The 11,731-nt window shown below is 39.1% G+C and carries 10 protein-coding genes; all 10 read left to right on the top strand.

Annotation, left to right across the window (positions count from 1 at the left end):
• Positions 1–1,027 precede the first annotated feature (1,027 nt).
• The 10 genes from ACFQ18_RS13010 (at position 1,028) to ACFQ18_RS12965 (ending at position 11,701) form a co-directional block, all read left to right on the top strand.
• Positions 1,028–2,806, top strand: coding sequence for an SLC13 family permease (locus ACFQ18_RS13010; RefSeq protein WP_204798794.1), 1,779 nt, complete (start codon positions 1,028–1,030; stop codon positions 2,804–2,806).
• 13 nt (positions 2,807–2,819) lie between these two features.
• Positions 2,820–3,419, top strand: a complete 600-nt coding sequence (gene cysC / locus ACFQ18_RS13005; RefSeq protein WP_204798793.1) for an adenylyl-sulfate kinase — start codon at positions 2,820–2,822, stop codon at positions 3,417–3,419.
• 238 nt (positions 3,420–3,657) lie between these two features.
• On the top strand, positions 3,658–4,377 hold the full coding sequence (locus tag ACFQ18_RS13000) for a phosphoadenylyl-sulfate reductase (protein ID WP_204798792.1): 720 nt from the start codon (positions 3,658–3,660) through the stop codon (positions 4,375–4,377).
• 17 nt (positions 4,378–4,394) lie between these two features.
• A complete protein-coding gene (gene sat / locus ACFQ18_RS12995; RefSeq protein WP_204798791.1) occupies positions 4,395–5,543 on the top strand; it encodes a sulfate adenylyltransferase in 1,149 nt (382 codons plus the stop codon).
• Positions 5,544–5,583: 40 nt separating this feature from the next.
• Complete coding sequence (gene cobA / locus ACFQ18_RS12990) at positions 5,584–6,363, top strand: uroporphyrinogen-III C-methyltransferase (protein ID WP_047184429.1); 780 nt, start codon at positions 5,584–5,586, stop codon at positions 6,361–6,363.
• Positions 6,364–6,386: 23 nt separating this feature from the next.
• Positions 6,387–7,136, top strand: coding sequence for a sirohydrochlorin chelatase (locus ACFQ18_RS12985; RefSeq protein ID WP_047184439.1), 750 nt, complete (start codon positions 6,387–6,389; stop codon positions 7,134–7,136).
• A gap of 22 nt (positions 7,137–7,158) precedes the next feature.
• The gene (locus tag ACFQ18_RS12980) at positions 7,159–7,308 is read left to right on the top strand and encodes a YezD family protein (protein WP_083452620.1); all 150 of its coding nucleotides are present in this window, start codon (positions 7,159–7,161) and stop codon (positions 7,306–7,308) included.
• A gap of 34 nt (positions 7,309–7,342) precedes the next feature.
• Positions 7,343–9,157 (top strand): assimilatory sulfite reductase (NADPH) flavoprotein subunit, encoded by a 1,815-nt coding sequence (locus ACFQ18_RS12975; RefSeq protein WP_204798790.1) that lies wholly within the window; start codon positions 7,343–7,345, stop codon positions 9,155–9,157.
• 25 nt (positions 9,158–9,182) lie between these two features.
• Positions 9,183–10,907 (top strand): assimilatory sulfite reductase (NADPH) hemoprotein subunit, encoded by a 1,725-nt coding sequence (gene cysI, locus ACFQ18_RS12970; RefSeq protein ID WP_204798789.1) that lies wholly within the window; start codon positions 9,183–9,185, stop codon positions 10,905–10,907.
• A gap of 170 nt (positions 10,908–11,077) precedes the next feature.
• The gene (locus tag ACFQ18_RS12965) at positions 11,078–11,701 is read left to right on the top strand and encodes an NAD(P)-binding protein (RefSeq protein WP_204798788.1); all 624 of its coding nucleotides are present in this window, start codon (positions 11,078–11,080) and stop codon (positions 11,699–11,701) included.
• Positions 11,702–11,731: the final 30 nt, after the last annotated feature.

The raw sequence follows: 11,731 nt of genomic DNA, 5'->3' as shown, positions 1-11,731 counted from the left end.
ACGTGGAACAATCCATGAATGGTTGTTGTGCAAAAAAACTTAATCTTTTTGTGTCCAAAAACTTGACGTAGATCCAAGTTTCATGGACACTCTTCGGTTAAGTTCCTACAATTAAATCTAGAAGAGTGTCCAATGAAACATAAGTAAACTGGGAATCGATATAATGATCACTTTCAAGAAATGAATCGTTCTGTTTATCATTATTGTCAATGAGCAATAAATTTAAGTAGTGATATACCATATCTGAAATAACCATATATACATAGATTAATGAGAGTTGCTCTATTGTGACAATATCTTTACTTAAATTTTCAAACAGCCTACTCCGTTCAAATTAACTGATTAATTCAATACCCTGACCCACTTTAATTAATCCAATCACTCTTAATTGATATTACCAAAATTCTTGCTTTTCCACTCTATAGTATCTACATAATTTTTATTATAATACTTTTTTAAACTTTATAAAACACATTCTCAAATTTTTCCTTCTCCTTTTCTTATACTCATATTTTTAATTGGCCCTTCAACTTTAAGTTTATATAATTCAACGACGTTCTTCTTATAAATCGTTTAAAAACTCTTATCAGATTCTAAACAAATTATAACTTTTATATTGACATCTTCTGCATATGTCATAAAAAAGGTTATAGAAATCCTCTTTTTACATCTTTGTAACGCTTCAATAACTCTCAGTTGCGATTGTAAACATAAATTTAATAATTGTTCGGGTATTAAACATTTTCTCTCCTTACCCTAAACGATGTATGAGTATTGCGGACGGTTTCCTTCTGGATATGGTTTTCTGTAATTATTACAAGTAAACTTATAAGATTAATAAAAATAAATCACCGAATTCTATTGACAGAAGAATTCGGATAATATAGAATTGATTTAAATTTCCAGATGAATAATATAAATGCTTATTAGTCAACTAAAGGCATCTTTCTAATCGGTTATGTGACCCGATTAAAAAGGTGCCTTTTTTGTCGTTTAAAATCAATCGAACACAGAAAGGGGGGAAACGATGTCTTTGGAAATGATTGCCGTACTTGTTTTGATTATCGGGATGCTCGTGTGCTTGTTATTAGAAGTAGCGCAACCGGGAATGATCATTTTTTCAGTTTTAATTATCTTATTAATTACCGGGATTTTGACTCCAGAAGAAGCATTCAGTGGCTTATCTAATGAAGGAATGCTTACAGTTGCTCTTTTATTTATTGTTGCCGGTGCAGTACAAAAAAGTGGCGTTATTGACCGAGTGATGAAATATTGGTTGAAAAATAGTCGTACACAAACAGATGCGATGATGCGTTTTTTTGTACCTATTGCGATGTTTTCTGCATTCCTTAATAACACACCTATTGCAGTCACATTTACACCGATTATAAAAAATTGGTGTGAGGAGCACGGGTTTTCACCATCGAAATTCCTGATTCCATTATCTTATGTCACGATTTTAGGTGGAACCATTACACTCATGGGAACTTCTACAAACCTTGTCGTTCATGGGATGTTACTTGATTATGGTTTGGAGGGATTTTCATTATTTACACTAACAGTGATTGGAATTCCAATAACACTGGTTGGCTTTCTTTATTTATTCACAATAGGGAAAAAATTGCTACCTGATCATAAAGGATTTCGCCAACAAGTGAAGGAAGATGTGAAGTCGTATATTGCGGAAATGGAAGTAGAGGATTTCTTTCCACATGTGAATCAAAGTGTTATGAAAGCAGGATTACGTAACTTAGATGGATTATATTTAATTGAAATTATTCGTCGAAATGAACGTGTTTCTCCCGTTCGAAATTCAACCATTATTCAGGCCGGCGACCGCTTGATCTTTGCAGGGGAGATAGCTACAATCGCTGAGTTGCAAAAAATCAATGGCTTAAAGCTAAGAACGGGCACAGAGCTTGAACTTGATGACCTTAAAAATGGTAAAACAAGTTTAATCGAAGCAGTTGTTTCTCATCAGTCCGTGCTTTTATCCAAGTCTATTAAACAGTCGCAGTTTCGTTCACGCTACGATGCAGGTGTGATTGCGATCCACCGGAATAATGAACGAATTCACGGGAAGGTTGGGGACGTTATTTTGAAACCGGGGGATTCCTTATTGTTATTAGCGGGCATGGATTTTGTAGAGAAGTATCAACAAGCAAATGATTTTTACGTTGTTTCCCAATTAGATCCGCCGAAAACTCTGAATCAAGATGCTTGGAGAGATTGGTTTTCCATTACGCTTTTCATTGGAATGATTATAGTTGTATCGATTGGCTGGTTGTCCATGGTTAAAGCAATGGCATTGGCAGTGGTTATCTTGTTCATTACAAAAATGATACATGCGGAAGAAGCGAAGAAATATATACAATTTGATGTATTACTAGTAATCGCAAGTTCATTCGGAATTGGCGTAGCAATGACAAAAACAGGGTTAGCAGAATGGATAGCGTCAGGTTTACTGGTAGTAAGTGCATCATCTGGAATCATAGTAGTTTTAATCGTGTTGTATATTTTGACGAACATTTTTACTGAATTTCTTACAAACAGTGCTGCTGCGATTCTAATGTTGCCGATTGGTTTAGAAATGGCTCAATCTTTAGAACTTAATCCAATGGGAGTTGCAGTATTGATCGCGATTGCGGCTTCAGCAAGTTTTATTACACCAATCGGCTATCAAACCAATTTAATCGTTTATGGCCCAGGTGGTTATAAATTTAGTGACTATGTAAAAGTAGGCACACCACTAAGTGTATTAGTGATGATTACAGCAATAACCGTTATTTATCATGTTTGGTTTTAGGAGGGAAAATATCATGACAAAGTCAACCAATATTGTTTGGCATGAATCAGAAGTAACAAAGGCAAAACGCCAGGAATTAAACGGTCACAAAAGCGCTATTCTTTGGTTTACAGGACTATCCGGTTCGGGAAAGTCCGCGATTTCAGTGAAGTTGGAAACAGCATTGCATAAAAAGGGGATTCACACCTATCGCCTTGACGGTGATAATGTTCGTCATGGTTTAAATAAAAATTTAGGATTTAGTTCAGAAGACCGAACGGAAAACATACGTAGAATCGGAGAAGTGTCAAAATTAATGGTTGATGCAGGGCTGTTTACATTAACAGCTTTCATTTCCCCTTATCACAAAGATCGTGATCAAGTACGTGAACTAGTTGAGACCGATGAATTCATCGAAATTTATGTAAAAGCAAGTTTGGAAGCATGCGAAAAACGTGATCCAAAGGGACTTTATAAAAAAGCGAGATTGGGAGAAATAAAAAATTTTACGGGTATCGATGCTCCATATGAAGCACCTCGTGAACCCGAAATAACGCTAGATACAACGAAATTAAGCATTGAAGAATCTGTCGAAGTCATACTTACTTATTTAAAAGATAAAAAATATATCTAAAGATGTATGGTTGCAACACTTTTGAAAAAAGGGGTAAGTATTTCCTTAAACGCACTTGACTAATCGGAATAGTTGGTATATTATAATCAATAATTATTAGTTGACTAGAAACCTAGAAGCTAATAAGGTATGAAGCAATAATTATTATAATTTTATAAAGGCTTTTCGCTGACTATACATATTAGAGGCGACTTTAATCAACGGTTGATTAAAGTCGCCTTTTTTTAGGGGGATGTTGATGGCGAAGTTGACATACGATTCGTGGTATACGTATGACGGTGATTTTTTCCATGATAGTGAAGATGAATCCAAAGGTGCGTTAAACGTATTAAAGTGGGCTTATGACACTTATGATAATGAACTTGTGTATGCTTGTAGTTTTGGGGTTGAAGGTATTGTGATGATTGATTTAATATCGCAAATAAAACCGAATGCCAAGGTAGTGTTTCTCGATACTGGTCTTCATTTTCAAGAAACGGTAGATCTCATTCAAGAAGTGAAGCAGCGGTATCCACAATTGGAAATTGAAATGAAAAAGCCTGTCTTAACGGTAGAAGAGCAAGCTGAAAAATATGGCGATAAACTGTGGGAAAGACAGCCGGACCGCTGTTGTTATATGAGGAAAGTGATTCCTCTTAGGGAAACATTAAGTGGTGTAACAGCATGGATATCTGGGCTTCGGCGGGAGCAATCAGCCACAAGGAAACAAACAAATTTTATTAATCGGGATGAAACGTTCCAATCGGTTAAAATCTGTCCGCTTATTCATTGGTCTTGGACGGAGATTTGGGACTACGTGAAGAAATATCAGTTGGCCTATAACCCTCTTCATGATCAAGGTTATCCAAGTATCGGTTGTTTTCCTTGTACATTGCCTGGCGACACAAAGAGTGGATCAAGGGAAGGGCGTTGGGCAAATCACTTAAAGACAGAGTGCGGCTTGCATCAAAAATCATAATAAATGGGGGAATTTACGTGAGCTTAAGCCAACCACATGGTGGGAAATTAATTAATCGATGGAATCCTGATTTTCCATACAGTACGATAACGGAATCTGTAGAACTAGACGAAATTTCAATCAGTGACTTGGATTTAATTGGAACCGGTGCTTACAGTCCTTTAAGTGGATTTCTCACGGAAGCAGATTATCATTCTGTTCTCACTAATATGAGATTGACAACAGGTGAGCCGTGGACCATTCCAATTACACTACCAACAACAGAGGAGAATGCAGCGAGAATCACGGTTGGCAGTTTTGTGAAATTGGTGAAAGATGGAGAAGTCTACGGGGTAATAGAAGTGTCAGATATTTTTACACCGGATAAGGAAAAGGAAGCACAACTTGTATATCAAACAACAGAGCAGAAGCATCCAGGCGTGAAAAAGTTGTTTGAACGTCCAGATGTGTATTTGGGTGGAATCATTACATTAATTAAACATCGCCCACTGGATGAGTTTTCTGATTACAGGTTCGAACCGAGGGAAACACGTGAGAAATTCCAAGCGCTTGGGTGGAAGACAGTCGTTGGATTTCAAACAAGAAATCCGGTTCATCGGGCACATGAATATATTCAAAAGTCTGCTTTAGAAATAGTGGATGGTTTATTTCTAAACCCACTAGTAGGTGAAACGAAGTCAGACGATATTCCAGCAGATGTTCGCCTGAAAAGCTATGAAGTATTACTAGAAAACTATTATGCAAAAGACCGTGTGTTTTTAGGTGTATTTACAGCAGCAATGCGCTACGCAGGACCAAGGGAAGCTGTTTTCCATGCGATGGTAAGAAAGAACTTTGGCTGCACACATTTTATCGTTGGCCGTGATCATGCTGGTGTTGGTAATTATTACGGGACATATGATTCCCAAAAAATATTCAGTAACTTTACGGCAGAAGAACTCGGGATCCAATTATTATTTTTTGAGCATAGCTTTTATTGCAATCAATGTGCGAGTATGGCAACACCAAAAACATGTCCACATGATGCAAGTGACCATGTCATCTTGTCAGGTACGAAGGTAAGAGAAATGCTCCGCAACGGTGAGCAGCCACCAGCTACCTTTAGTCGTCCAGAAGTGATTAATGTATTAATAGCAGGATTGCAGCGGGAAAAAATCGAAAACTAGTAATTTTACGGAGTGGTAATGGTAAGAGGGAGGAAAAGAGATGGGGAAAGTATATATAGTAGGGGCTGGGCCCGGTGATGTTGATTTAATCACTGTTAAAGGAAAGAAGGCTATTCAAGAAGCAGATGTTATCCTGTATGATCGTTTAATTAATAAGAAATTGTTAGATTATGCGAAAGCAGGTGCAGACTTGCTTTATTGCGGAAAACTTCCAACCTATCACGCTATGAAACAAGAGACAATTAACTACTTTATGGTTAAGTATGCAAAGCAAGGAAAGGTTGTTACCCGTCTCAAAGGCGGGGATCCTTTTGTTTTTGGCAGAGGAGCAGAAGAAGCGCAGGCACTTGCGGAAAATGGAATCGTCTTTGAAGTGGTTCCAGGAATTACATCGGGAATTGCTGCCCCTGCTTATGCAGGCATCCCTGTCACCCATCGTGATCTCAGTTCTAGTTTTGCTATTGTAACTGGTCATATGCAGGCTGGTAAAAATGACACGATTCACTGGGAAAGCCTTGCAAAAGGTATTGATACGTTGGCCATTTACATGGGTGTCGGTAATTTACCTTACATTTGCGAGCAATTGATGAAGAATGGTCGACCTGAAAGCACGCCGGTTTCACTCGTACATTTGGGAACAATGGAAGAACAGCATACGATTACTGGCACGCTTTCTACCATTGCTGAAATTGCAAGAAAGTCTGAAATAAAAAATCCAAGTATGATTATTGTCGGAGAAGTTGTGAAACTAAGAGAGGAAATTCAGTGGTTTGAACAAAAAGGATTGAATCAAAGAATCATGGAGGAAACATTTGTATAACTACCCGGAAGGTGTGAATGGATATGCAGGCCGTTTTATATGTTGGTCATGGCAGCCGGATAAAATCAGGTGTCGAAGAAGTTATTCATTTTATTGAACGTTGCAAACCACTGATCGATGTTCCGATTCAAGAAATTTGCTTTTTAGAATTAGCGAAACCAAGTATTGAATCGGGAATTGCAGTCTGTGTTGAAAAAGGTGCCACACATATTGCTGTCGTCCCTATCCTTCTTTTAACGGCGAAACATGCCAAAGAAGATATTCCAGCAGAAATCGAAATTGGGAAGAACAAGTATCCAAACGTCACTTTTACATATGGAAGTGCACTTGGGATTCATACGAAAATGATAGATAGTCTATACGACCGGATACGTGAACAACAGGTAGCTATTAGGAACGATGCATCTGTTTTACTTGTAGGGAGAGGTAGTAGTGATCCAGCTGTCAAGCGTGATTTAACCAAGATTGCTCAACTGCTGAAAGAAAAATATGCGATTAACCAAGTTGATGTTTGTTTCCTTTACGGGGCAAAGCCTAGTTTTGATGAGGCATTGCAAAAACTAAAGCAAACGGCTAAAAAGCAAGTATTTATTATTCCGTACTTATTATTCACGGGAATTTTAATGAATAATATAGCAAAAAAAATTTCTGACCAATCAACCTCCGAAGAACAGTTCATCCTCTGTGAAAACCTTGGTTATCATAAAAATACCCAAGAAGTACTGGTAGAACAGGTAAAGGGGTTACTTGAGAAAGAACCGAATCTAAATTGATTTTCTTGAAAGGATGGTATGGATGTCAAATCGTAAACAAAATAATATCAATCTTACCATTGAAAAAATTAATACGATGCTAGAAACGATGAATTATGGGCGTATTACATTAGTCATCCAAGATAACTATGTCGTTCAAGTTGAAAAAAGTGAAAAAATCAGATTGAAATAATCGGAAGTTCCGTTTGTGAAAGAGGTGGAAAGAAATGCAACTTCAGGTAAAAAACAGTCCCTTTGATGAAAAACAGGCAGAACTACTTAACCAGCTTCTGCCAATGTTGACGGAGACGCAACAAATTTGGTTGGGAGGATATTTAAGTGCAATCCCAACAGGTAGTAAGCCGCAGATATCTGGAAGTACAGCTGTGCAGGAAGTTCCTGCATCTGTAACGGAAGTCACCATTCTATATGGGTCACAGACAGGTAATGGTCAAGCGTTGGCAGAAGACTTCTCTAAAAAGTTAAAAGCACAGAATTTCCAAGTAACCCTTGCTTCAATGAGTGATTTTAAACCGAAGACATTAAAAAAATTGGAGAACCTGTTGTTGATTGTCAGTACGCAAGGTGAAGGTGACCCACCAGATAATGCCTTGCCATTTTATGAATTTGTTTTTAGCAAAAGAGCGCCAAAGTTAGATCAGTTAAGTTATTCTGTTTTGTCCTTAGGAGATAGTTCCTATGATTCTTTTTGCGAAACGGGAAAACAATTTGATGCACGATTGTTAGAATTAGGTGCCAAACAAATGAGTCCTCGTATTGATTGTGACTTGGATTATGATGATCCGGCTGCAGAATGGTTTGCAAGTGTCACATCGAAATTAACAGAATTACAGGAGAAAACGGGTGGAATTTCTAATAAGCAAGCAGCAGCTACTTTGGAAGTTGTGGAAAAATCGACTTATTCAAGAACGAACCCTTTTCAAGCTGAAGTCCTTGAAAATATAAATTTGAATGGACGTGGATCGAATAAGGAAACACGTCATCTGGAATTATCACTCGAAGGATCTCATTTAGAATTTGAACCAGGGGATAGCTTAGCTATTTACCCAGAAAATGATTCCGTTTTAGTAGATAGCTTGATTGCGGAGATGGGGTGGGATGCTGCAACGCCAATACAGTTGAAGAACGACGAGATCATTCCATTGGAAGAAGCATTACGTAAGCATTACGAGATTACGGTATTAACGAAACCACTACTGCAAAAGCTGGCACTGCTTTCGTCTAATAATAACCTAAAGGAATTATTGCATTCGGAGCAAACCGAAGCATGGAAGGAATATAGTTATGGCCGAGATTTATTAGATGTTGTACGTGATTTTGGACCGTGGGATATTCCTGCTGTTGAATTTGTTTCGATTCTTAGAAAGATTCCTGCTCGACAATATTCTATCGCAAGTAGCTTTAAGGCAAACCCGGATGAGGTGCATCTCACAATCGGGACGGTTCGTTATGAGGCACATGGTCGTATTCGGGAGGGGGTCTGTTCCGGACAATGTGCTATACGTACAGAACCAGGTGATACCTTGCCGGTTTATGTTCAGCGTAACGATAATTTTAGATTACCAGACGACCCTGATACACCATTGATTATGGTTGGGCCTGGTACTGGAGTCGCCCCATTCAGAGCGTTTTTGGAAGAATGGGAGGAAATTGATGCAAGCGGGAAAACATGGTTGTTCTTTGGCAATCAACATTTCGTTACAGATTTTCTGTATCAAGTTGAGTGGCAGCGATGGCTGAAGGAAGGTGTGCTAACACGGATGGATGTAGCATTTTCTCGTGATACAGACGAAAAGGTTTATGTGCAGCACCGGATGCTGGAAAGAAGTCAAGAACTTTTCCAATGGTTAGAAGAAGGAGCAGTCATTTATGTTTGTGGTGATGAAAAGCACATGGCAACCGATGTCCATGCTACCTTACTCAAAATCATTGAAAAGGAAAGCGGCATGAGTGCAGAGGAAGCAGCGGATTATTTAGCTAAACTGCAACAGCAGAAGCGATATCAACGTGATGTATATTGAGACAAGAGTGAGAGGAGTTAACGAAATGACAAATAAAGTGATTTTACCCCCGCAGCCCGGAACACCTAGTGATGTGGAGCGGATAAAGCGTGAGAGTAACTATTTGCGTGGGACGCTCATGGAGACAATCCAAGATCCGATCAGTTCAGGGATACCCGATGACGATAATCGATTAATGAAGTTTCATGGAAGTTATTTGCAAGATGATCGGGATCTGCGAAATGAACGTAGGCGCCAAAAGTTAGAACCAGCTTACCAGTTCATGGTACGTGTGCGTGCTCCGGGTGGTGTTGCGACACCGGAGCAATGGTTGGTGATGGACGATGTGGCCTGTAAATATGGCAATGGAACACTCAAATTGACTACTCGACAGTCGTTTCAAATGCATGGAATTTTAAAGTGGAATATGAAACAAACCATTCAGGAAATTAATGCGGCATTGATGGATACATTGGCAGCTTGCGGTGATGTAAATCGAAATGTCATGTGTAATCCGAATCCTTATCAGTCCGAAATTCACAGCGAAGTTTACGGGTGGGCTCAGAAACTAAGTGAGTATCTCTCGCCACAAACAAACGCTTATCATGAAATTTGGCTTGATGGGGAAAAAGTGGTTGATAGTCAGGAAACAGCGGAAGAGACGGAGCCGATGTATGGTGCACTCTATTTACCGCGCAAATTTAAGATTGGCGTGGCAGTTCCACCTTCTAACGATATTGATGTATTTTCCCAAGATCTAGGATTTATAGCAATTATAGAAGATGGAAAACTTGCGGGATTTAATATTGCTGTTGGAGGCGGCATGGGGATGACGCATGGTGATAAGGAAACATATCCTCAGTTAGCCCGAGTAATTGGTTTCTGTACACCAGATAAGCTTATCGAAGTAGCAGAGAAGGTGATCACGATCCAGCGTGATTATGGTAACCGGTCCGTAAGAAAGAATGCTAGATTCAAATATACCATCGATGCACGGGGACTGGAGTGGATTGTTACTGAACTCAATGAAAGGTTAGGTTGGAAACTGCAAGCACCGCGTAACTATCATTTCGATCATAATGGAGACCGTTACGGTTGGGTGAAGGGAAGTAATGACAAATGGCATTTTACTCTTTTTATCCAAAACGGTCGGATTAAAGATTCGGATGAATATCCATTGATGACCGGTTTGCGCGAAATCGCCAAAATTCATACCGGTGATTTCCGGCTTACTCCGAACCAAAACCTAATTATAAGTAATGTGTCGGAACACGAAAAACAGGACATTATTCAACTGATTGACAAATATGGATTAACAGATGGGAAGCAGTATTCCGCATTGCGACGGAATTCAATGGCCTGTGTTGCCTTCCCAACTTGTGGGCTGGCGATGGCCGAGTCGGAACGATATCTGCCTTTACTATTAGATAAACTGGAGTTGATTATCGACGAGGCGGGATTACGTGATCAAGAAATTATTATACGCATGTCGGGTTGCCCAAATGGATGTTCACGTCCCGCTTTAGGAGAAATTGCTTTTATCGGCAAAGGGCCGGGTAAATATAATATGTATTTAGGAGCTGGTTTTGCTGGAGACCGGCTGAATAAACTTTACCGGGAAAATATCGGTGAAGAAGAAATATTAGAATTGCTTCGGCCGCTTATTTTTCAATACGCAAAGGAAAGGCAAGAGGGCGAACATTTTGGGGACTTTGTAATCCGTGCAGGTCATGTGAAAGAAGTACAATCGGGATTAGACTTCCATGATTAAAAATGGCCCTATGTAGCAAAACGGAAAGTACAAGATTTTCTTTCTAGGTCTCCGATTTGCATAAGTGCAACTACGGCATTCATCCAAAGGCTTGACGAATGCCAAGCCTTATAACATTAAAAAATAAAAAAATGGGTCTATATAAAGTTTGCTTACAGGGTGGTTAAAGAATGGAATCATATCCCATAATGCTGAACATAAAAGGGAAGGATGCGGTCGTTGTAGGTGGTGGGCAGATCGCCTACAGAAAAATAGTTAGCTTGATACAGGCTGGTGCAAGCGTAACTGTCGTTAGCCCGAAGCTCCATGCAAATGTAGAAAAACTGTTTATTGATAAGCAAATTTCTTGGAGAAATAAGGAATTTGAACCAACTGATCTGGAAGCTACCTGGATTGTAATTGCAGCCACAAATAGTAGGGAAGTTAACGCATTCGTTGCATCATCAGCCGGAAACCATCAACTTGTCAATGTTGTAGATAATCAGGAACTTGGCAATTTTCAAGTCCCCGCGAAGCTATCGAGAGGGAAATTGACGATCAGTGTAGCAACAGAAGGAGCTAGCCCTGGGTTGTCAAAAGTAATTTGTAATGAACTGGGGGAAATCTATGACGATTCTTATGAACAATATCTTAGTTTCCTTGCTGTGGCCCGGGAAAAAGTGAAACATTCCAACCTGAGCAAAAAAACAAAAACAAAATTATTAAAAACCATCACGAATGAAGAATATAGGAAATCCAAAGATAAACAAAGGGCCTTTCTTGAATTGTTTGGGAGGAATGAGGGGTGCGTTTAATTTAATAGTCAGCTAGATAAAATCACGATA

It is taken from the genome of Oceanobacillus caeni (genome assembly GCF_042678465.1).
Taxonomy (GTDB): Bacteria; Bacillota; Bacilli; order Bacillales; family Amphibacillaceae; genus Oceanobacillus; species Oceanobacillus caeni.
The sequence above is the reverse complement of the archived record's forward strand: the minus strand, read 5'-3'. Positions and strand labels throughout refer to the sequence as shown.